General features: G+C 66.0%; 19 protein-coding genes and 1 pseudogene. 9 read left to right on the top strand and 11 right to left on the bottom strand.

Annotated elements, in window-relative coordinates; all coding sequences use genetic code 11:
* From KDB67_RS10605 to hemW, 3 genes are all read right to left on the bottom strand, one after another.
* Window positions 1-961 (bottom strand): acyl-CoA dehydrogenase family protein (locus KDB67_RS10605; RefSeq protein ID WP_291015585.1); only part of this gene is annotated, 961 nt, incomplete at its 3' end.
* A gap of 90 nt (window positions 962-1051) precedes the next feature.
* Window positions 1052-1858, bottom strand: a complete 807-nt coding sequence (locus tag KDB67_RS10600) for an SDR family oxidoreductase (RefSeq protein ID WP_291015580.1) — start codon at window positions 1856-1858, stop codon at window positions 1052-1054.
* 170 nt (window positions 1859-2028) lie between these two features.
* On the bottom strand, window positions 2029-3204 hold the full coding sequence (hemW, locus tag KDB67_RS10595) for a radical SAM family heme chaperone HemW (protein ID WP_291015583.1): 1176 nt from the start codon (window positions 3202-3204) through the stop codon (window positions 2029-2031).
* Between the two features lie 137 nt (window positions 3205-3341).
* Here hemW and KDB67_RS22400 point away from each other — a divergent pair, with 137 nt between their 5' ends.
* From KDB67_RS22400 to KDB67_RS10570, 6 genes are all read left to right on the top strand, one after another.
* A complete protein-coding gene (locus KDB67_RS22400) occupies window positions 3342-3431 on the top strand; it encodes a putative leader peptide (protein ID WP_366852097.1) in 90 nt (29 codons plus the stop codon).
* A 149-nt stretch (window positions 3432-3580) separates the two neighbouring features.
* Window positions 3581-5659 (top strand): nitrite/sulfite reductase, encoded by a 2079-nt coding sequence (locus KDB67_RS10590; RefSeq protein ID WP_291015578.1) that lies wholly within the window; start codon window positions 3581-3583, stop codon window positions 5657-5659.
* A complete protein-coding gene (locus KDB67_RS10585; RefSeq protein ID WP_291015577.1) occupies window positions 5656-6405 on the top strand; it encodes a phosphoadenylyl-sulfate reductase in 750 nt (249 codons plus the stop codon). Before KDB67_RS10590 ends, KDB67_RS10585 begins: the two co-directional genes overlap by 4 nt.
* Window positions 6402-7355 carry a sulfate adenylyltransferase subunit CysD gene (gene cysD, locus KDB67_RS10580; protein WP_291015576.1) on the top strand — a complete coding sequence of 318 codons (954 nt, stop codon included), beginning with the start codon at window positions 6402-6404 and terminating at the stop codon, window positions 7353-7355. The genes KDB67_RS10585 and cysD overlap by 4 nt, the downstream gene beginning before the upstream one ends.
* Window positions 7355-8656 (top strand): GTP-binding protein, encoded by a 1302-nt coding sequence (locus KDB67_RS10575; RefSeq protein WP_291015574.1) that lies wholly within the window; start codon window positions 7355-7357, stop codon window positions 8654-8656. Before cysD ends, KDB67_RS10575 begins: the two co-directional genes overlap by 1 nt.
* Before the next feature lie 6 nt (window positions 8657-8662).
* Window positions 8663-9415 carry a sirohydrochlorin chelatase gene (locus KDB67_RS10570; protein ID WP_291015573.1) on the top strand — a complete coding sequence of 251 codons (753 nt, stop codon included), beginning with the start codon at window positions 8663-8665 and terminating at the stop codon, window positions 9413-9415.
* Between the two features lie 17 nt (window positions 9416-9432).
* On the opposite strand, the gene KDB67_RS10565 is transcribed toward KDB67_RS10570, so the two are convergent.
* On the bottom strand, window positions 9433-11310 hold the full coding sequence (locus tag KDB67_RS10565; RefSeq protein WP_291015571.1) for a TerD family protein: 1878 nt from the start codon (window positions 11308-11310) through the stop codon (window positions 9433-9435).
* A 158-nt stretch (window positions 11311-11468) separates the two neighbouring features.
* On the opposite strand from KDB67_RS10565, the gene KDB67_RS10560 reads away from it, so the two are divergent.
* Genes KDB67_RS10560 through KDB67_RS10550 form a run of 3 tightly spaced genes read left to right on the top strand, consistent with a single transcriptional unit; the run spans window position 11469 to window position 12940 of the window.
* Entirely contained in the window at window positions 11469-11687 is a 219-nt protein-coding gene (locus KDB67_RS10560) for a CopG family transcriptional regulator (protein ID WP_291015569.1), read from the top strand.
* The gene (locus tag KDB67_RS10555) at window positions 11684-12091 is read left to right on the top strand and encodes a PIN domain-containing protein (protein WP_291015568.1); all 408 of its coding nucleotides are present in this window, start codon (window positions 11684-11686) and stop codon (window positions 12089-12091) included. The genes KDB67_RS10560 and KDB67_RS10555 overlap by 4 nt, the downstream gene beginning before the upstream one ends.
* 48 nt (window positions 12092-12139) lie before the next feature.
* Window positions 12140-12940, top strand: coding sequence for an alpha/beta fold hydrolase (locus KDB67_RS10550; protein WP_291015567.1), 801 nt, complete (start codon window positions 12140-12142; stop codon window positions 12938-12940).
* Window positions 12941-13196: 256 nt separating this feature from the next.
* Here the strand turns inward: KDB67_RS10550 and KDB67_RS10545 are convergent, their stop codons facing one another.
* The 7 genes and pseudogenes from KDB67_RS10545 to KDB67_RS10515 form a co-directional block, all read right to left on the bottom strand.
* Window positions 13197-14192 carry a TOBE-like domain-containing protein gene (locus tag KDB67_RS10545; protein ID WP_291015566.1) on the bottom strand — a complete coding sequence of 332 codons (996 nt, stop codon included), beginning with the start codon at window positions 14190-14192 and terminating at the stop codon, window positions 13197-13199.
* A gap of 1 nt (window position 14193) precedes the next feature.
* Window positions 14194-15144: a sulfate ABC transporter permease subunit CysW gene (gene cysW, locus KDB67_RS10540; RefSeq protein ID WP_291015565.1), complete on the bottom strand. Its 951-nt coding sequence runs from the start codon at window positions 15142-15144 to the stop codon at window positions 14194-14196.
* Window positions 15141-16004 (bottom strand): sulfate ABC transporter permease subunit CysT, encoded by an 864-nt coding sequence (cysT, locus tag KDB67_RS10535; RefSeq protein ID WP_291015564.1) that lies wholly within the window; start codon window positions 16002-16004, stop codon window positions 15141-15143. The genes cysW and cysT overlap by 4 nt, the downstream gene beginning before the upstream one ends.
* Window positions 16001-17083, bottom strand: a complete 1083-nt coding sequence (locus KDB67_RS10530) for a sulfate ABC transporter substrate-binding protein (RefSeq protein ID WP_291015563.1) — start codon at window positions 17081-17083, stop codon at window positions 16001-16003. The genes cysT and KDB67_RS10530 overlap by 4 nt, the downstream gene beginning before the upstream one ends.
* A gap of 243 nt (window positions 17084-17326) precedes the next feature.
* Window positions 17327-17527, bottom strand: coding sequence for a hypothetical protein (locus KDB67_RS10525; RefSeq protein ID WP_291015582.1), 201 nt, complete (start codon window positions 17525-17527; stop codon window positions 17327-17329).
* Window positions 17528-17867: 340 nt separating this feature from the next.
* A complete protein-coding gene (locus KDB67_RS10520) occupies window positions 17868-19898 on the bottom strand; it encodes a M3 family metallopeptidase (protein ID WP_291015561.1) in 2031 nt (676 codons plus the stop codon).
* Window position 19899: 1 nt separating this feature from the next.
* Window positions 19900-20565 (bottom strand): annotated as a pseudogene (locus tag KDB67_RS10515) (elongation factor 4); the annotation flags it as partial.

Here is a 20565-nt window from a genome sequence, read left to right as displayed (position 1 = left end):
TGGCGGCGATCTCGGTGGCAGCCTTCTTGTTGCCGACGGTGTCCATCATGTAGGCGGCCTTGAGGGTGAGCAGCCGCACCATCTCGATCTCGATGCGCGCCTCGGCGATCCAGTCCTGGATGTTGGAGCGGTCGGCGAGCGGCGCACCGAACGTGGTACGCGACACCGCACGCCTGCACAGCAATTCCAGCGCGCGTTCGGCCATACCGATGGCGCGCATGCAGTGATGGATACGACCCGGGCCCAGGCGTGCCTGCGCGATCGCGAATCCCTCACCCTCACCTTTGAGGACGTCCTTGGACGGCACCCGCACATTGTCGAAGATCAACTCGCCGTGGCTTTCCCGGTCGACGTAGCCGAACACCGACAGGTTGCGCAGGATCGTGAGCCCGGGGGCGTCGATCGGCACCACCATCATCGACTGCTGACGATGCGTGGGCGCGGTCGGATCGGTCTTGCCCATCACGATGAGCACTTTGCAGTCGGGACGAACAGCGTTGGAGGCGAACCACTTCCGGCCGTTGAGCACGTACTCGTCGCCGTCGCGTTCCATCCGAAGTTCCACGTTGGTGGCGTCGGAGCTGGCGACGGCCGGTTCGGTCATCGCGAAGGCCGAGGCGATCTCACCGTCGAGCAGCGGCTTGAGGTATTTCTCCTTGTGCTCGTCGGTTCCGAACAGGGTGAACACCTCCATGTTCCCGGTGTCGGGGGCATTGCAGTTGAACACCTCCGGCGACCACGGCACGCGGCCGGTGATCTCGGCCAGATGCGCGTACTCCAGGTTGGTCAGTCCCGGCCCCCATTCGGCGTAGGGGTGGAACATATTCCACAGTTCGGCGGCCTTTGCCTTCTTCTTGAGATCCAGCAGGATCTGCGGGGTGGCGTGCGGGTTGCCCGCCGCCGCCAGCTCACGCATCTGCTCTTCGTAGACGGACTCATTGGGGTAGATGTGCTCGTCCATGAATGCCAGCAGTCGCTGCCGGTAGCCCTCGGCGCGTTCGGACGGCTCGAAAAGTGTGTCCACGTCGTCTCCAGATCCTCGTTGGTTTCTTCAGCTCATCAGCGTGCTCTGGTAGCGCTGCATCCCGCGCAACCAGCGGTCGTAGTCGGTTCCCTTGTGCCGGTACATGTCCAGGACCTCGGGGTGCGGCAGGATCAGGAAGCGTTCGTCGGCGATGGCGTCGAGAACCGCGGTGGCCACCTCATCGGTGGTCAGCACCCGCCCGGCGGAGGTCACCGCCCGCTGCATCAGTTCCTCGTCGGAGCCCGCGGGGGCCGGTTCATTGGGCCGCAACAGGTTCGTGTCGACGCCCATCGGGCACAGGCAGCTCACCTTCACGCCGCGGGTTCCGTAAGTGGCACTGAGCCATTCGGAGAATCCGACCGCCGCGTGCTTGGTGACCGCGTACGTCGACGACCCGAGCTGAGTGAGCAATCCGGCCGCCGACGCGGTGCTGACGAAATAGCCGTTGCCCCGTTCGACCCATCCGGGAACGAGACGCTTGGCCGCCCGCACATGCGCCATCACGTTGACATTGAACGCGGCGTCCCACTGCTCCTCGGTCGCCTGCAGCCCCGGTCCGCCGCCGATGCCGGCATTGGCGAAGTAGAAGTCGACAGGCCCGAAGGTGCTCTCGGCGAGCCGGACCACCTCGTCGATGTGCTCCACCGAACCCGCATCACCGGAGGCGAACACCGCCGAATCCGAAGGCAGGCTGGCCGCGACTTCGCTGACGCCGTCCTCGTTGAGGTCGGTGAGCACCACCTTCGCCCCACTGGCCACCAGTGCCCGGGCAATCCCCGCCCCGATACCGCCACCTGCTCCTGTCACCACAGCCACACTGCCGTCAACCTGCATTCCCACACCGTAGTTGAATCCACCTTCAAGTTCAATACTCGACATCCGATACGGCAGTTACGACGAAAGCACCTCTTGCCGGTTGAGGCGCGAGGTCGCCCAGCGACCGAGCCGGCTCGCACCTCATAGCCGGCGGGGGCTACCGCTTATGAGTTGATTACCTGGAACGGTTACGCGGTGAGGATGTCGCGGACGATGCCGTCGGCGAGAAGGCGCCCGGCGTCGGTGAGGATCAGGTGGGTGGGGGTCGCTTCCAGCAGGCCGTCCGCGACGAAGACGTCGGCCCTCGAGAGCTCATGCCCTGCCAGGTCATCCTTGGGTAGGCCTGTGCGGCAACGGATCTGGAGCATCAGGCGTTCAGTGTGGCGGTCCTCGTCGTCGAGCGTCTCACTGTCGGCGACAGGCAGGACGCCGTCGGCCAGCGTGCCGGCGTAGCGCGCGGGATGCTTGTGGTTCCACCAGCGCACACCGTTGACATGCGAATGGGCGCCGGGGCCGATCCCCCACCAGTCGGCGCTGTCCCAGTAGGCGATGTTGTGCCGGCACACCGAGTCCGGGCCCGACGCCCAGTTCGACACCTCGTACCAGTGCAGTCCGGCACCGGCCAGGCGTGCGTCGATGAGCTGATAGCGGTTCGCCAGCACATCGTCGTCGGGGGCGGGCAGTTCACCGCGACGCACCCGCCGGGCCAGTGCGGTGCCGTCCTCGACGATGAGCGCATACGCCGACACATGGTCGACGCCCGCGGACAGGACCGCATCGAGACTGGCCCGCAGGTCGTCATCGGACTCGCCGGGGGTGCCGTAGATGAGGTCGAGGTTGACGTGCTCGAAGCCTTCGGCGCGTGCCTCGCGGGCCGCGGCGACGGCACGTCCGGGGGTGTGCCTGCGGTCGAGGACGGCCAGCACGTGCTGTGCCGCCGACTGCATGCCGAGTGAGATACGGGTGTAGCCGGCCTCGCGCAGACCGGCGAAGAACTCCGGCGATGTCGACTCAGGGTTGGATTCGGTGGTCACCTCCGCACCCGGGGCCAGATCGAAACTTCTTCGTACGTCATCGAGCAGCCGGGTCAGGCCTGTCGCACCGAGCAGCGACGGGGTACCGCCGCCGACGAATATCGTCGACACCGGCCGGGTCGGCGTCAGGACGGCTGCGGCGATGTCCAGTTCGCGGGCGACCGCCTCGTGCCATGATGCCGGGGACGCCGATGATCCGAGTTCGCCTGCGGTGTAGGTGTTGAAGTCGCAGTAGCCGCAGCGTGAGGCGCAGAACGGCACGTGAAGGTAGAGCCCGAATCCTGTCGACGAGTCGGCCGACCGGCATGCCGACGCGACCGCGGGCGCCACCGATACAGTGGCGGCGTCGAAGGTGGAACTCACCCGCCCATCATGCGCCGTGTCCTGCGACTATCCACAATCCGGCTTTTACCTCATCGTGAGGAAAAATAAGCCCAAGTAGACGCGACGGGGCTTCGCGTGGCACGATGGAGGGCGTGACTTCACCCGGGGTGTGGCTGACGATGCGTCGCCACATTGATCTCAAGCGCGTAGCCAGCGCATCCTGTCGTCCTTAGACGACGTGTGACCGTTGCGGATCCCGCACCAGCGATTGACCGCCACGGATTCCCGGCCCCGAACTGTCCCCGCTCGCGGGATGCCGCCACGTGATCTTCAGCCCATTTGATCGTGACTGACACGGCGCTGCGCGCCTACAGGAGACTTCATGACGTCGACCACGGATGCCCTCACGGCCTCGGATAACACCGACCCCTCCGAAGGCACCGAACCCGCCGACGGCACACACACGGATACGGTTGCCGCGGCCGGAGCCCGGCCTCGCACCCGCCCTCGCACCCCCCGCGCCACGTCGAACGGCGACACGCCCGTCCGTCAGCGCACGCCGCGCGCCGCCGCCGACGGCGAGACGCCGGTCCGTGCCCGCACTCCGCGTCCTGCAACCGCCGACGGTGAGACTCCGGTCCGTGCCCGCACGCCCCGCCCCGCCGCCGACGGTGAGGCCACCCCGAGGGCGCGGACCCCACGGACACCCCGCGCCGGCGCAGACGGCGAGGCAGCACCCCGGACCCGTACTCCCCGAACGCCTCGTGCCGCGGCCGCGAACGGCGATGCGCCGGCCCGTGCGCCCCGCCCCGTCAAGCGCCGCGCCGAAGGCCAGTGGAAGCTCGGCTACCGCGAGCCCCTCAATCCCAACGAGCAGGTCAAGAAGGACGACCACCCGCTCAACGTGCGTGCCCGCATCGAAAACATCTACGCCAAGAACGGTTTCGATTCGATCGACAAGCAGGATCTGCGCGGCCGGATGCGCTGGTGGGGCCTCTACACCCAGCGCCGCGAAGGCTACGACGGCACCTGGACCGGCGACGAGAACATCGACCTTCTCGAAGACAACCACTTCATGATGCGGATCCGCTGCGACGGCGGCGCCCTGTCGGCCGAGCAATTGCGCACCCTGGGGCAGTTGTCCACCGAGTTCGCCCGCGACACCGCCGATCTGTCCGACCGCGAGAACGTCCAATACCACTGGATCCGCGTCGAGGACGTCCCCACCATCTGGGAACGCATCGAGGCCGTCGGGCTCAAGACCACGCAGGCGTGCGGCGACTGCCCCCGCGTAGTCCTCGGTTCGCCTCTGGCCGGCGAGGCCGTCGACGAGGTACTCGACCCCACTCCGGCGGTCGACGAGATCGTGCGCCGCTACATCGGCGACAAGAACCTCTCGAACCTGCCGCGTAAGTTCAAGACCGCCATCTCGGGCCTGCAGGACGTGGCGCACGAGATCAACGACGTCGCCTTCATCGGCGTGGTGCATCCCGAACACGGCCCGGGCCTGGACCTGTGGGTGGGCGGTGGCCTGTCGACCAATCCGATGCTCGCCCAGCGGGTCGGCGCTTGGGTGCCGCTCGACGAGGTTCCCGACGTGTGGGAGGGTGTGTGCTCGATCTTCCGTGACTACGGATACCGGCGGCTGCGCTCCAAAGCCAGACTGAAGTTCCTCATCAAAGACTGGGGTATCGAGAAGTTCCGGCAGGTCCTGGAGGATGAGTACCTCGGCCGCAAGCTCATCGACGGCCCCGCGCCCGAGCCGCTCAAGGCCCCCCGCGATCACGTCGGTGTGCAGAAACTCAAGAACGGCCTCAATGCCGTCGGCTTCGCCGCCATCGCGGGCCGGGTATCGGGCACCAAGCTCACCGCCGTCGCCGACGCCGCCGAGCGCGTGGGTTCGGACCGCATCCGGTTCACGCCCTACCAGAAGCTCATCGTGCTCGATGTTCCCGACGACAAGGTCGATTCCCTCATCGAAGAACTCGCCGGATACGGTCTCTCGGGCCGTCCGTCCAATTGGCGCCGGAATCTCATGGCGTGCAGCGGGATCGAGTTCTGCAAACTGTCGTTCGTGGAGACCCGGAAGCGATCACAGGATCTGGTGCCCGAGCTCGAGGAACGCCTGGCCGACATCAACGACAAGCTCGACGTCCCGATCACCGTCAACATCAACGGTTGCCCCAACTCGTGCGCACGGTCGCAGATCGCCGACATCGGGTTCAAGGGTCAGCTCGTCGAGGACGACAACGGCGGCCAGACCGAAGGTTTCCAGGTTCATCTGGGCGGAAGCCTCGGCCTCGACTCCGGTTTCGGCCGCAAGCTCCGCCAGCACAAGGTGACCTCCGCCGAGATGGGCGACTACATCGATCGGGTCGTCCGCAATTTCGTCGAGCAGCGTGAAGAAGGTGAACGGTTCGCGCAGTGGGCCGTTCGCGCGGATGAGGAGGCATTGCGATGACCACCGGAACGATCACCCGCACCGGGCGTCGGCACAGCGAGGACGAACTCCGCGCAATAGCCGAGCAGGGCGCGGTCGAACTCGGCCCCGATGCCACACCGGAGGAGCTGATCGCTTGGACGGCAACCACCTTCGGTGACAACTTCGTGGTGGCCTCCAACATGCAGGACGCGGTACTCGTCGACCTGGCCGCCAAGCATGTCGATACCGAACTGCTCGACGGGCACCAGCTCAAAGTCCTGTTCCTGGACACCGGCTACCACTTCGCGGAGACCATCGGCACGCGTGACGCGGTCGAGCAGGTGTACGGCGTCGAGATGGTCAATCTCCACCCCGAGCATACGGTCGCCGAGCAGGACGCGCTGCTGGGCCGCAACCTCTTCTCCCGTGACCCCGCCGAATGCTGCCGGCTGCGCAAGGTGGTGCCGCTCAAGGCGAATCTGGCCCGCTACGATGCCTGGATCACCGGCATCCGCCGCGTCGAGGCACCCACCCGGGCCAATGCCCCGCTGATCTCGTTCGACGAAGGTTTCGGGCTGGTCAAGATCAACCCGATCGCCCCGTGGTCGGACGAGGTCATGCAGGACTACATCGACACCAACGGCGTCCTCGTCAATCCTCTTGTCGACGAAGGCTATCCGTCGATCGGCTGCGCACCGTGCACGGCCAAACCCGAACCCGGATCCGACAAGCGCAGTGGCCGTTGGGCCGGCCGCGCCAAGACAGAATGTGGGCTGCACGCATGACCACCATCGATACCAGCAGAGCAGGCGCCGACGTGTTTATCGACGAGGTACCGGAAGACGAGTTCACCACCCTGGACGCACTCGAATCCGAGGCCATTCACATCTTCCGCGAGGTGGCCGGCGAGTTCGAGCGTCCGGTGATCCTGTTCTCCGGCGGCAAGGACTCCACCGTCCTGCTGCACCTGGCGCTCAAGGCTTTCTGGCCCGCACCGCTGCCGTTCGCGCTGCTGCACGTGGACACCGGCCACAACCTGCCGGAGATCATCGAGTTCCGCGACGAGATCGTCGAGCGGCACAATCTGCGGCTGCACGTGGCGTCGGTGGAGGAATACCTGGCCGACGGCCGGCTGACGGAGCGCCCCGACGGCATCCGCAATCCGCTGCAGACCATCCCACTGCTCGACGCGATCACCGAGAACCGGTTCGACGCGGTGTTCGGCGGCGGTCGCCGCGACGAGGAGCGTTCGCGCGCCAAGGAGCGGATCTTCTCCCTGCGCAACGCCTTCGGCCAGTGGGATCCCAAGCGTCAGCGTCCGGAACTGTGGAACCTGTACAACGGCCGGCACGCACCGGGCGAACACGTGCGTGTGTTCCCGCTGAGCAACTGGACCGAACTCGACATCTGGCGGTACATCGCCCGCGAGCAGGTGCTGCTCGCACCGCTGTACTACGCGCACGAGCGTGAGGTGTACGAGCGCGACGGCATGTGGATGACCTCCGGTTCGTGGGGAGGCCCCCGCGAGGGCGAGACCGTCGAGACCCGCAAGGTGCGCTACCGCACCGTCGGCGACGGATCCACCACCGGCGCAATCCTTTCCGACGCCGACACCAACGAGGCCGTCCTCGACGAGGTGGCCGCGTCCCGACTCACCGAACGCGGCGCCACCCGCGGCGACGACCGCGTGTCCGAGGCCGCCATGGAAGACCGCAAACGCGAAGGATACTTCTGATGAAACACCATCCCGACCTGCTGCGTATCGCCACGGCGGGCAGCGTCGACGACGGCAAGTCCACCCTTGTGGGCCGGCTGCTCTACGACACCAAATCCGTTCTGGCAGACCAGATCGACGCCGTCGTGCGCGCCTCGGTGGACCGCGGCCTCGACGGTCCCGACCTGTCGCTGCTGGTGGACGGTCTGCGCGCCGAACGTGAGCAGGGCATCACCATCGACGTGGCCTACCGCTACTTCGCCACCCCACAGCGCTCGTTCGTCCTCGCCGACACCCCCGGGCATGTGCAGTACACCCGCAACACCGTGTCCGGCGCGTCGACCGCGCAGCTGGTCATCCTGCTGGTGGACGCCCGCAACGGAGTCGTCTCGCAGACCCGCCGGCATGCCGCGGTGATGGCGCTTCTCGGTGTGCCGCAACTGGTTCTGGCCGTCAACAAGATCGACCTCGTCGACAATCCCGCCGAGGTGTTCGCACAGATCTCGCAGGAGTTCGGTGAGCTGACCCGCTCGCTCGGCTGGGCCGACGATCAGGTCATCGAGATCCCGGTGTCGGCGCTGCACGGCGACAATGTGGCCATCAAGTCCGACCGCACCCCGTACTACGACGGCCCGACGCTCATCGAGCATCTGGAGACCGTGCCGAATGTCACCGACCGCCGTCAGGTGGGTCTGCGGTTCCCGGTGCAGTACGTCATCCGTCCCCGCACCGCCGAATACCCCGACTACCGCGGCTATGCCGGGCAGATCGCGGCAGGCCGGGTGTCGGTGGGCGACGAGGTGGTCATCCTGCCGTCGGGCACCCGCACCACGATCAGTCAGATCGACACGCCCGACGGCCAATTGGCCACCGCGCACACCGGCCGCAGCGTCACCCTGCTCCTCGCCGACGACGTGGACGCCTCCCGCGGTGACGTGATCGCCTCCGCTGCCGACGCGCCGGAACCGATTCAGCAGTTCACCGCCACCGTGTGCTGGCTCGCCGAGAAGCCACTGCGTCCCGGCGCCCGACTGCTGCTCAAGCACGGCACCCGCACCACGCAGGCGATCGTCGGCGGGCTCGACGCGCTGTTCGACGAGCAGAACCTGACGCTGGTCGACGCTCCGAACACGGTGGAGCTCAACCAGATCGGCCGGATCTCGGTGCAGACCGCCGAGCCGATCGTCGCCGACGACTATCAGGTGAACCGGGAGTCGGGCAGCTTCTTGCTGATCGACCCGCAGGGCGGCAACACCCTGGCCGCGGGTCTGGTGGGCGACGCACTGTCGCCGCTGCACCTGCAAGAAGCCGAACTCGTCTGACCTGCTGTGCATTCTCCCAAACTGGTGCTCGTCGCGCACGGCAGCCGTGATCCCCGGTTCGCGGCCACCGCGCGGCGAGTACGGTCGGCGGTCGCCGCGGCGATGCCCGGTATCGACGTCGAACTGTCGTACCTGGATCTCAACGATCCGGCCATCGGCACGGTGATCGCCCGGTCCGGCGATTGTGTGGTGGTCCCGCTGCTTTTCGCCGAGGGATTCCATTCCAAGATCGATCTGCCGGCGATCGTCGTCGACAATGCCCGCCCGGGGCAGCGCGTGGTCCAGACCCCGGTGATCGGTTCGCATTCGCTGACCGGCGCCCTCGCTGATCGCCTGGCCGAAGCGGGCCTGCGCGAGGATGACGGCGTACTTCTCTGCGCCGTCGGCTCGTCCGACGCGAGTGCCGACCGCCACGCCCGCCGTCGCTCCATCGAACTCTCGACGCTCCTGCACCGGCCCGTCGACGTCGTGTTCGCCACCAAACTCGGCTCCCGCGACAACGCCCTCAGGAGTTCGGTTCGGAGGCTGAAGGCGGCCGGCGCCGAACGAATCGTGCTCAGCCCGTACTTCCTGTCCGCCGGTCTGCTCACCGAACGCGTCGAAACCGCACTAGATCGCCTGTGCCCCGACGCCCTCGTCGCCGGTCCCCTCGGCGCACACCCCGACGTGGTCGACACCGTCGTCGAGCTGTATGCCGACGCCATCGGCGGCGGCACCCGCGATGACGAAATACTCTCGGGAGGGTTCAGGTACTCCTGAACCGGCACGGTGGCGCCCTAGTCGTCGACGTCGACGCCGTGGTCGCGGGCAAGTCCTGCCAATCCGTCGCTCCAGCCCTGGCCGATCGCGCGGACCTTCCACTGTTCGCGCCCACCTCCGGGTGTGTGCCGATAGATCTCGAACAGGATTGCGGCCCGGATGACCGGTTCCAGCACGGGCCGGAACGTCCAGCGGATACCGAAACTGACGATGCCCGCGCCGTGATCGGTCAATGCGCCGAATCCGTGACCGGCCTCGGTGTCCATCGTCGCCACCACCAGGACCCGGGCCACCGCGGCGGGCACCGCGGCCAGGTGGATCGTCCCCGATTCCCCCATTCCTGTTGCGGTGGCGTACTTTCCGTTGATCCGGACGGCACCGTCCGGTGTCGCGGGCTGGTTGTAGAAGACGAAGTCGGCATCCCCGCGGACCTGCCCGGTGCGGTCGACGAGCAGCAGACTGAGATCGGCGTCGGCGCCCGCGAACTCGAAATAGGTATCGAGCGACTCGACAGCCGAGTCCGGGAGCACGCTGCTTTGACCGGCCGTCATGGTGACGCATTCCGGTTCCGCAGGCGGATTGTCGCCATCCGGAGCAGGCGACGGTGCCGGTGCTGCACCGGATCTCGCGGCCAGCCAGTCCGTGCACGGTGTGAGCAGATATGGATCCGGGAGGTCCTCGCCGAAAGGGGTTTCGGGGTTCGCTGCCTCGCTGACGGCGATGTCGAGTCCGGCGAGCCCGGAAGCGTCCGCGCCGCCCAATCCTTCGTCGTCGGCACCGGCGATCAGTTCGGTCAGTCCCGGAATGCCATTGGTATTCAGCGGTTTCAGCGTCGACGAGACATTACCGGAGACCGTCAGCCGGATACTGGACTGCACGTCCACACCGATGTCGAAAATCCGGAACGCGTCATCAGCGGTGCGCCAGGGTGTGGATTCTACGATGCGGCGGTCCCAGGAGCCGTACGCCACCACACCGAGCCTGCGATCGGGAAACCGCGTGATGACAACGACGTTGGCGGTCATGATCGCTGGTGCGACGGCGAACGCCTCCCGGCAGGTTGCTGCCAGGTTGGCGGCGAGGATGTGCTGCCACCAAGCGGTTCTGTCGCGTTTGGTGAGGGCTTTGAGCGTCGGATTGCCGGCCGCGGTGGTGCTCGGCATCTTGTCAGGGAGCGATTCGATGTCCTGGAGTCTCATCACGATCGACAGCGTCGCCCCGTCCACCCCGACGGCGCATCCGGCGGCCGGATTGTCCGCGAACGCCGTGTTCACAGCCTCGATGACGGTGGTCTCCTCGTTGCGGCACAGGGCATCCCACCAATCCCCGGCCGAGGCCACCAGTGACTGATAGATCAGCGACGTCCGTTCGGTCTCCTCCACGCAGTACGCACTCGCCGCTGCCGCGGCCTGCTCCCGTGCCGCGGCACGTTGCGATCGGGCGAACCTGCCCACCCCACGCAACAGTTCCGCGGTCATCTGCGCCTGCACGGCGTGGATATTCAGCGGGGGCGGCAAGGGTATCTCCGGACGGACCGCGGGCGGCCAGTCGTCGAGATGAACGGTCGTCGACGACGCGTGCAACTGGTTGAGCGACGCGATGGCAGCATCGCGCTCAGCCTGCTGTGCTGCCCGCTCGGCAGCACGTGCCGCGCGCGCCAGTTGCGCCGGTGACGCACCGGGCCGGTGTGTGCGCCGGGTACTGGTACTCCGTCGCCCCCGGGACCGTCCGCCCACCGACTGCGAGGCGTAGAACGGCCCGAACCCGGTGGAGACTCTGGTGCGGCCGCTACCGAAATGCACCCGCGCGGCACGCGGACCCACCGAAGCGCGCACTCCCCGTGTCGACACCCGCACCCGCATTCCGGGCACGCCGACACGGAACCCCATCGCCATTCCGCACTCCATCACTGTCGCCGAAAGTCACCGCCAGACGCCGGAAACCCGCGGTTCAATTTACTGGGACGCATCAGCCGACGTGGACCACTATGTCGACTTGCCTGCGGCAATCGCCTGCACCCACTCACAGCACCACCGGTGGTACCATGTATGGTATGGCTAAGACGACGCTCTATCTTCCCGACGATCTCAAACGTGCCATCGAACTCGAAGCGCGTCGTCAGTCCCTGTCCGAAGCCGAGGTCATTCGTCAGGCACTGCGGTCTTCCCTCGCCGATCAGACTCGTCGCCGCCCCCGCGGTGGTCTGTTCGCGAGCGGCGATCCGGTCGCGGACCGGGTCGATGATCTACTCGCCGACGGCTTCGGTCAGTGATCGTCGACACCAGCGCTCTCCTGGCATTCTTCGACAGCTCAGAACCCACCCATGAGGCAGTCTCGGAGGCCGTCGAATCCACGAGTGAGCCGCTCGTGGTATCGCCGTTCGTGGTCGCCGAACTCGACTACATCGTGTTGACCAGGCACGGATCACGGGCCGAGGCTTTGGTTCTCGATGAATTGTCCTCGGGATCCTGGGAATTGGCGACGTTCGACATCGCCCGGTTCACGACCGCGTCGTCGATCGTCAAGCAGTACGCCGACATACCGATCGGCATCACCGACGCCTCGAACATCGTTCTCGCGGATGCGTATCAAACCCGGACGATCGCGACTCTGGATCGCAGGCACTTCAGCATTCTTCGGCTCCCGGACGGAACCGCGCCTGCTCTTGTGCCGTGAGGCGACGGCATTCACCGCGTCGATGGCCACACCACTACTCTGACGTGCATGCGGCAATTCATCGTCGACGTCGATGGCGCACGGCTGGCGGGAGAAGGTTCCGAGTCACCGGCCGTGGTGCTGGTACACGGTATGGCAGGCGATCGAAGCGACTGGGATGTGCTGGTCCGGGCACTGCCCGACGATCTGCCGCTGCTGCGGTACGACCTGCGTGGCTTCGGGGAGTCCACAGGGCCGGACGGCGTGGAGTTCTCCCATTCCGACGACCTGATCGCCGTTCTCGACGCCCAGGGCATCGACCGGACGGTGCTGGTGGGGGTGTCGATGGGTGGCGCGATCGTCGTCAACACCGCACTCAACCACCCCGACCGGGTGTCGGGACTGGTGCTGATCAGTCCGGCACTGACCGCCTGGCGGTGGTCCCGCGACTGGCGAGCGCGTTGGAAGGACGTCGCCACACTCGTACAGGCGGGTGACATCGACGGCGCCCGCGACCTCTGGTGGACGCACCCCATGTTCGATGCGGTCCGCGAAACCCCGGTCGCCGGTGACTTGCGAATGGCGTTGAACCGCTTCGCCGGCCGTCAATGGCTCGGCGACGACCAGCGTCGCGAACTCCCCGACGCCGAACGACTGCATGCACTCAGCACCCCGACGACCCTGCTCAGCGGCGCCCGCGACGCCGACGACATGTGCCTGATCGCCGACGTGATCGCGGCTGCGGCACCGGATGTCGAACGCATCGACTTCCCCGACGCCGGTCACATGTTGCACTGGGAACGCCCAGCCGACGTGGCCGCCGCGATCACCGGTTCGAGTCATGCGGTCGACTCACCGGACCCTTCGTGACGCGGCCGGCTCGCAAGCTCGCGCACCCGCTCCTCAGGGATCAAGATGGACTCCCCCAACGAAGCCTCGAAGAAGCAAGGGGACCGCATCTTGATCCCCGAGGCCGATGCGACAAAGGCGTGTCGGCGTAATGGTCGGCGGCCGCCGACATCGAGGACCACATCTTGATCCCCGAGGCCGATGCGACGAAGGAGCGAGGGTCACGAGGGGTCCAGCGAGACACACGTCTGACGCAACCCCCTCGTGACTTCACCCATCAGACCGCCGTCAGCGCGGGAACCTTCGTCGCGCGGGCGTAGATCTGTTCTCCGGTCACAAGGTTCAGCGCGTTGGCGTCACCGCGGGTGATCTGTGCGGCGAACTCCTCACCTGAGGCGAGTGACGTCAGTTCGACGCGGGTCTCGAAACCGAGGTGCACCACACGGTCGACGGTGGCCTTGATGATGCCGGTGTCGAGCGCGGCGTCGGCGGCCGGGAGCGCCAGTTCGGGGTTGCGTCCGATGCGGATGTCGTGCGGGCGCACCAACTCTCCATTGAGCCGGACGGTCTGCCCCAGAAACGATGCGACGAACTCGTTCGCCGGGCGATCGTACAGGTCGTCGGGTGAACCGACCTGCTCGATGCGGCCCTTGTTGAGCACCGCGATCCGGTCGGACACGTCGAGTGCCTCCTGCTGGTCATGGGTCACCAGCACGGTGGTCACGCCCACCTCTTCGTGCAAGCGGCGCAACCACTTTCGCAGGTCGTCGCGGACCTTGGCGTCGAGCGCGCCGAACGGTTCGTCGAGCAGCAGCACCTGCGGATCGACCGCCAGTGCCCGGGCCAGCGCCATACGCTGGCGCTGACCACCGGAAAGCTGTGCCGGGTAACGCTTCTGGAAACCGGCGAGCCCGACGATCTCGAGTAGCTCGTCGACCTTGGCGTCGACCTCGTTCTTGGGGCGCTTGCGGATCTTGAGCCCGAACGCCACATTGTCACGGACGGTGAGGTGTTTGAACGCGGCGTAGTGCTGGAACACGAAACCGATGTCGCGTTTCTGCGGCGACGCGGTGGACACGTCGTTGCCCTTGATCACCACGGTGCCCGAGTCGAGGGAGTCGAGGCCCGCGATGGCCCGCAGCAGCGTCGACTTGCCGGAGCCCGACGGTCCGAGCAGCGAGGTCAGCGAGCCGTCGGGGATCTCGATCGACACATCGTCGAGTGCGGCGAAATCTCCGTAGCGCTTGTTGGCGCCGATCACCTGGATGGACATGTCACACACCTTCCTTGGAGCCGGCGGCCCCTGCGAGAACCGCTGTGCCGGCGGAGGAATTGTTGCCGCCCGATGCGGCGGATTCTGTCGGGTCCGCCGACCCGGCGGTACCGGGTTTGGCGGTGTAGGACTGGCTCGCCTCCGCGATGCGGCCCTTGGCGCGGTGTTCGATGAAGGTCATCGCGACCAGCACCAGAATGGCCACGAACATCAGCAGTGTCGCCGCGGCGTATGCGCCGAATTCGTTGTAGTCGTCGGTGTACCGCGAGTGCACCAACAGCGTCAGCGTCTGCGAGACGCCCGGGAAGTTGGACGAGACCATGGTTACAGCGCCGTATTCACCGAGCGAACGCGCGATGGTGAGCACCACGCCGTAGGTCAGGCCCCAGCGGATCGCCGGCAGGGTGATGCGCGAGAACGTCTGCCAGGCGTTGGCGCCGAGGGTGGCGGCGGCCTGTTCCTGTTCGGTACCGATCTCGCGCAGCACCGGCTCCACCTCGCGGACGACGAACGGAAGCGTCACGAAGATGGTGGCCAGCACCAGTCCGGGGAAGCCGAATATGATGCGGAAGCCGAGGCTTTCGATACCACCGAACCAGCCGCCGTGTCCCCACAGCAGGATCAGCGCTACGCCGACCACCACGGGCGAGACCGCGAACGGCAGGTCGACCACAGCCTGCAGGAAACCCTTGCCGGGGAACTTGCCACGGACGAGGGCCAGCGCGGTGGCGATGCCGAAGACCACGTTCAGCGGCACCACGATCGCGACGATGATCAGACTCAGTTGCAGCGCCGAGATGGCGGCGGGGGTGGTGATCCAGTCCCAGAACTGGCCGAAGCCGTGTTCGAAGGAGCGCCAGAAGATCAGCGACACCGGTACCACGAGCAGGATGAACAGGTAGACGAGGGCGACGGTCCGCAAACTCAAGCGGACCCAGGGAGCGATTTTCACTGGTCCTTCTCCTCTCGGACGGACTGCCGCCTGCCGACGATCCGCAGGATGAGCAGTGCGATGAACGCGATGACCAGCAGGACCACCGAGATGGCGGCGGCGTTGACCGGTTCGTCGACCTCGATCTGCTGCTGGATGTACTGGGATGCCACCTGCGTTTCGCCGGGGATGTTGCCACCGATCAGCACCACCGACCCGAATTCGCCGATCGCCCGGGTGAAGGCGAGGCCCGCACCGGTGAGGATCGACGGCAGCAACGCGGGCAGCACGATCTTGGTGAAGGTGGTGACATTGCTGGCGCCGAGCACCGCCGCGGCCTCCTCGACGTCTCTGTCGAGTTCGAGTAGCACCGGCTGCACCTGCCGCACCACGAACGGCAGCGTGACGAAGGTCAGCGCGATGACCAGCGCGGGCTGGGTGGCGTTGAGCTGGATGTCGATCGGGCTGTTGGGTCCGTACAGCGACAGCAACACGAGGCTCGCGACGATTGTCGGCAGCGCGAACGGCAGGTCGATGATCGCGTTGACGAATGCCTTGCCGGGGAACTCGTCACGCACCAGCACCCAGGCGATGAGCGTGCCGAAGACGACGTTGATCAGGGCGACGACGAGCGAGACCCATACGGTGATCGTCAGTGCGTCGATCGCGGCGTCGTCGGTGATGGCGTCCCAGAAGCCGCTCCAGCCGTTGTCGAACGACTGCACGGTGATCGCGGCGAGCGGCAGCAGCACGATGACGCTGAGCCACAGCCAGGCGACACCGATCTGGGCGGGTGACACACCGCTGAAGGTGCGCGACCGGCCGAGGAATCCCCCGGGTGCGCCCGCGCCCGTGGGTGTGTGTTCGGTTGCGATGCTCACTGTCGCCCTCCGGAGTTGTAGATCTTGGTGATGGCGCCCTTGGAGCCGAAGAGCGCGCCGTCGACCGCTTTCCAGCCGGTCAGGTCCTTGCCGTCGTTCTTGGCCGCGGTGCCTTCACCGAGCACCTTGCCGATCTCGTCGATGGTCCACAGCTTCTCGATATGGCCGGGGAACTGGTCGGCCGTCTCTGCGATGACCTCGGGTACCACCGGCCGGAACCCCTGCTTGGCCCAGAGCCGCTGTGCCTCGGGGGTGAACAGGAAGTCGACGAATGCCTTGGCCGCGGTCTTATGGTCCGAGGTGTTCACGACGGCCGCCGGGTTCTCGATCTTGAAGGTCTGCGGCGGCAGCACGTAGTCGACCTGCTGATTCTTCGATGACGTCGCGTTCTGCCGTTCGAGCATGATCGCTTCGTTCTCGTAGCTGATCAGCACGTCGCCCTGGCCCTGCTCGAATGCGGTGGTCGCTTCGCGGCCCGATTTGGGCACGACGGTCACGTGATTGCGGATCAGCTCGCTCACGTAGTCGAGGCCGGCCTGCACGTCTCGGCCACCGTTGCTCTTCGCCGAGAACGGGGCGAGCAGGTTCCACTTCGCCGAACCCGAGCTGCCCGGGTTGGGGGTGACCACCTGAACACCGGGCTTGAGCAGATCGTCCCAGTCCTTGATGTTCTTGGGGTTGCCCTTGCGTACCACCAGCGCGACCACCGAACCGAACGGCGTCGACTTGTTGGGCGCCTGGTCCTGCCAGTCCTTGTCGACGACGCCCTCTTTGACGAGGCGGGTGATGTCGGGTTCGACGGAGAAGTTGACGACGTCCGCGGGAACCCGGCGCGCAACCTTGCGGGACTGGTCGCCCGACGCCCCGTAGGACTGGGAGAATCCCACGTCGCGCCCCTCATCGGTTTCCCTGAAGGCCGGGATGATCAGGTCGAATCCGGCCTTGGGGACGGCGTACGCAACAAGGTTGATGTGCTGGCTGCCGCTGGAGATGTCCTCACCACCGGGTTCGTCGGTCGATCCGCCGCCGCAGGCGGTCACGGTGCCGGCCGCGCAGAGCGCGACCAGTCCGGTCGCCATGGCACGCCATGATCTGGCCCTTCTGTTCATTGCTCTCCTCACCGGCATGGTCGACTCCCCCGTCGGGAGCCATGAAGACTGATGCCGATACAAGCTAGCAATGTCAGAGCGTCGGGAGGCGCCTTGCAATCACGCTGATCCGAACCCTGCTGACCTGGGGTTTCAGCGGGTGATCAGCCACGCGATGATCACCAGAATAATGAGCGCGAGCAGCGCCATCGTCACACGCGAACGAATCATCAGCTACAGCCCAGTCCCATCGTCGTCGAGAAACCGCCGCCGGTCGACAAGACCGGTCATCGCCTCTACCAGCAGATTCAGCACCACCGCGGCCCCGACGGCCAACGGCACCACCACGACGAGGGTCACCAGCAGTTGCGGCACGAACGACAGTCCGGTCAGCCACTCCTCGACACCGTCCCACCAATCCAGGAACGCCGTCACTGCCATCTCACCTCGCCGGTCCGCATCCGTGCGGAACTTTCATTCATCCTGATCGCAATCCTACGTCCACCCACCATCTTGATCCCCGAGACCAAAGCAGTGAGAAGCGGACACCTTCTTGATCCCTGAAGCCGAAGCAACGAACGAACAGACACCTCCTCGATCCCTAAAGCCGAAGCAACGAACGAGCGGACACCTTCTTGATCCCAGAGACCGAAGCAACGAACGAGCGGACACCTTCTTGATCCCTGAGGCCGAAGCGACGGAGGAGCGAGGGTCACGAAGGGTCAGGTGACCTTTCGAATCCTGACGCACCCACCTCAAACCCGCACCCAGCGGTTCACACCACCGCCAGCCCCCGCCGCCGCAGCAACGGATCGACACTCGGCGTACGCCCGATCAGTTCCCGGTGCGCGACAAGCGGATCCACACTGTCACCACGCGAGAGCGTCGACTCAACGAACCGCCGACCGTTCTCGCGCGACAACCCGCCCTCGGCGAGGAACCACTGCTCGGTCTCGGCGTCGAGGATCTCCGACCAGATATACGAGTAGTACCCGGCCGAGTACCCCCCACCGAAGATGTGGTTGAAGTACGCCGTGCGATACCGCGGTGGAATGAGATCGGACGCCAGCCCCGCCTTCACCAGCGCACCACGCTCGAACGCCTCGACATCGGTGACCGCTTCGGCCTCCTGGGTGCTCAGCCGATGCCACGCCAGATCCAGCACTGCCGCCGCCAGATATTCGATAGTGCCGTGCGCGGTTTCGGTGTTGGCCGCCTCACGCGCGGCCTGCGCCAGTTCGACGGGAATCGGTTCACCGGTACCGTGATGCCGGGCGTAGTGAGCAAGCACGTCGGAGTGCAGCACCCACATCTCGTTGACCTGCGACGGGAATTCGACGAAGTCACGCGGCACCGAGGTACCCGATTGCGACGGATACTCCACCGACGACAGCAACCCGTGCAGCGTGTGCCCGAATTCGTGGAACAGCGTCGTCAACTGGTCGGTTGACAGCAGACACGGCTCACCCGCGTCGGGTTTGGTCAGATTCAGCACGTTGACGATCACCGGTGTGCTGCGCAGCGCGGCCGACTGGTCGACGATGCTGTTCATCCACGCCCCACCACGTTTGGACGGCCGGGCATAGAAATCACCGAGATACAGCCCGACGCTGGTGCCGGCATCGTCATGGACCTCCCACGCCCGCACGTCGGGGTGGTAGCCGTGTAGGTCGGGGCGTGGGGAGAACCGCAGCCCGTACAGCACACCCGCGGCGTAGAACACACCGTCGTTGAGTACCCGGTCGAGTTCGCAGTAGTCGGTGAACGCGCTCAGGTCGACCGAGGCATTGGCCTTGCGCTCCTGCGCAAGCCAGTAGGTGACATCCGCGGGACCGAGCGCACCGCCCGCGAGTTCGCTGAGCCGCGCGAGCTCAGAAGAACCCGCCCGCATCGCCGACGCGGCCAGCTCGGTGAGCAGCTTGTCGACGGCGTCGGGGCCGGGTGCGGTTTCCTCGGCGATCACGTAGTCGGCGTGTGTCCGGTAGCCGAGCAGTTCAGCTCGGCGGGCCCGCAGCCGCACGATCTCCAACACGATGTCGCGGGTGTCGAAATCATTACCGCGCAGGCATCGTCGTACCGACGCATCGAGAATCCGTTGCCGCAGTGCGGGATCGGCCAGGGAGGCGAGCACCGACTGGCTCGTCGGAAGTTGCAGCGCCAGAAGATGTTTGCCGTCATGTCCGGCTTCAGTGGCGGCCCGGGCGGCGGCGGCGATCTCGGCGGCCGACAACCCGTCGACTTCGGCGACGTCGTCGACAAGCACGGCGGAGTCGTTGGTGTCGTCGAGGAGAAGCTGCGAGAACGTGGTGGTCAGGTATGCCAGCCGCGAGGAGATCTCCCGTATCTGTGCCTGTCCGTCCGGCGCGAGTCCGGCCCCCGACCGCACCGAGCTGCGGTACTGCTTGTCGAGCAACCGGCGCTGCGGCTCGGACAGCCCGAGTTCATCGGCCCGCTCGTGCAGCGACGAAATACGTGCGAACAGTTCGGGATTCATCGCGATGGTGTTGAAGTGATCGGTGAGCGCCGTCGACAGGTGCTGGGCGATCTCGTTGCGTTTCGGATTGGTGTCCGGGCCGACGAGGTTGAAGAAGACACCGCTCACCCGTGCCAGGTCCCGGCCGCACAACTCCAGCGCCTCGGCGGTGTTGGCGAATGTCGCGGGTCCGGGATCGGCCGCGATCTGTTCCACCTCTGCGAGGTGTGTCGCCATCGCCTCGGTGAATGCGGGCAGGAAATCATCGTCGGAGATCGACGCGAAATCGGGCAGACCGTGCGGCAGTTCCGACTGCGCGAGAACGGGATTCATCTCACTTGCCCTTCGGCTTGTCGCCGGACTGATCGGTCGAGAGCGCCGCGACGAATGCTTCCTGCGGCACATCGACGCGACCGATCGTCTTCATCCGCTTCTTGCCCTCCTTCTGCTTCTCAAGCAGTTTGCGTTTACGGGAGATGTCACCGCCGTAGCACTTGGCGAGAACATCCTTTCGGATGGCCCGGATGTTCTCACGCGCAATGATCTTCGAGCCGATCGCCGCCTGGATCGGCACCTCGAACTGCTGGCGCGGGATGAGTTCCTTGAGTTTGAGGGCCATCTTGTTGCCGTACGTGTAGGCCGCGTCCTTGTGCACGATGGCGCTGAACGCGTCCACCGCCTCACCCTGCAGCAGGATGTCGACCTTCACCAGGTCGGCTTCCTGTTCGCCGGCCTCCTCGTAGTCGAGGCTGGCGTAGCCGCGGGTGCGCGATTTGAGTGCGTCGAAGAAATCGAAGATGATCTCGGCGAGCGGCATCGTGTACCGCATTTCGACGCGGGTCTCGGACAGATAGTCCATGCCACCGAGGTCGCCACGCCGGGACTGACATAGTTCCATGATGGCGCCGATGAATTCGCTCGGCGCGATGATCGTCATCTTCACGATGGGCTCGAAGATGGTGCGCGACTTACCTTCCGGCCAGTCCGACGGGTTGGTGAC

Source organism: Gordonia sp. (in: high G+C Gram-positive bacteria), from assembly GCF_020438995.1.
GTDB lineage: Bacteria > Actinomycetota > Actinomycetes > Mycobacteriales > Mycobacteriaceae > Gordonia.
The sequence above is the reverse complement of the archived record's forward strand: the minus strand, read 5'-3'. Positions and strand labels throughout refer to the sequence as shown.

Bases quoted from the DNA above. Each gene is read 5' to 3' on its own strand.
- KDB67_RS10600 (WP_291015580.1), bottom strand. From the start codon at position 1,858: ATGCAGGTTGACGGCAGTGTGGCTGTGGTGACAGGAGCAGGTGGCGGT.
- KDB67_RS22400 (WP_366852097.1), top strand. From the start codon at position 3,342: ATGGAGGGCGTGACTTCACCCGGGGTGTGGCTGACGATGCGTCGCCAC.
- KDB67_RS10590 (WP_291015578.1), top strand. From the start codon at position 3,581: ATGACGTCGACCACGGATGCCCTCACGGCCTCGGATAACACCGACCCC.
- KDB67_RS10585 (WP_291015577.1), top strand. From the start codon at position 5,656: ATGACCACCGGAACGATCACCCGCACCGGGCGTCGGCACAGCGAGGAC.
- cysD (WP_291015576.1), top strand. From the start codon at position 6,402: ATGACCACCATCGATACCAGCAGAGCAGGCGCCGACGTGTTTATCGAC.
- KDB67_RS10575 (WP_291015574.1), top strand. From the start codon at position 7,355: ATGAAACACCATCCCGACCTGCTGCGTATCGCCACGGCGGGCAGCGTC.
- KDB67_RS10565 (WP_291015571.1), bottom strand. From the start codon at position 11,310: ATGGCGATGGGGTTCCGTGTCGGCGTGCCCGGAATGCGGGTGCGGGTG.
- KDB67_RS10560 (WP_291015569.1), top strand. From the start codon at position 11,469: ATGGCTAAGACGACGCTCTATCTTCCCGACGATCTCAAACGTGCCATC.
- KDB67_RS10550 (WP_291015567.1), top strand. From the start codon at position 12,140: ATGCGGCAATTCATCGTCGACGTCGATGGCGCACGGCTGGCGGGAGAA.
- KDB67_RS10545 (WP_291015566.1), bottom strand. From the start codon at position 14,192: ATGTCCATCCAGGTGATCGGCGCCAACAAGCGCTACGGAGATTTCGCC.
- KDB67_RS10530 (WP_291015563.1), bottom strand. From the start codon at position 17,083: ATGGCGACCGGACTGGTCGCGCTCTGCGCGGCCGGCACCGTGACCGCC.
- KDB67_RS10520 (WP_291015561.1), bottom strand. From the start codon at position 19,898: ATGAATCCCGTTCTCGCGCAGTCGGAACTGCCGCACGGTCTGCCCGAT.